The following is a 443-nucleotide window of genomic DNA, read 5'->3' as shown; positions in this document are numbered from 1 at the left end:
TGGCGCGAATCGGCATGCTGCGGCCGGTTTCATCGCCCAGCGGATAGCGCCTGGTGATGACCTTGTCGACCAGCCGCTCCCAGTCCTCGAGGTACTTCGGCGGGTCAAGCGGCAGGAAGCCACCGGAACCGTCCGGACGCGTCGACGTGCGCAGGGTGAAGGAATCCACCACCCAACGCTCCAGCTGGCCCGATTCGTTCACGCCGAACCCCAGAACCAGCACCACGAACCGGTTGGCCTGGTTGTCCACAGTGGCGACGAGGAAGCGGACGCCGGCAGGCACGTAGCCTGACGGCCACGTCTCTGCTCGCTCCTTCATTTCGTTCGGGTCGCTGGAGGACCTGGCCGCCATCGGCACGTAATTGATGGCGCCGTCGACGTTGTGCGTCGTCTTCAGCGGCCGTTCTTCGCCCGTGCTGGCAAAGGTGCGCATCGCCTGCAGG

1 protein-coding gene is annotated in these 443 nt (G+C 65.7%); it reads right to left on the bottom strand.

The window, feature by feature from the left end; all coding sequences use genetic code 11:
* The coding region (locus CXG43_RS01345; RefSeq protein ID WP_232767533.1) for a terminase gpA endonuclease subunit at nucleotides 1-433 on the bottom strand (433 nt) is incomplete at its 3' end.
* Between the last annotated feature and the right edge of the window lie 10 nt (nucleotides 434-443).

The sequence above is a fragment of the Stenotrophomonas sp. Bg11-02 genome (assembly GCF_002836635.1).
GTDB classification, from domain to species: Bacteria; Pseudomonadota; Gammaproteobacteria; order Xanthomonadales; family Xanthomonadaceae; genus Stenotrophomonas; species Stenotrophomonas lacuserhaii.
Note: the sequence above shows the minus strand (reverse complement) of the source record. Positions and strands in the feature narration are given on the sequence as shown.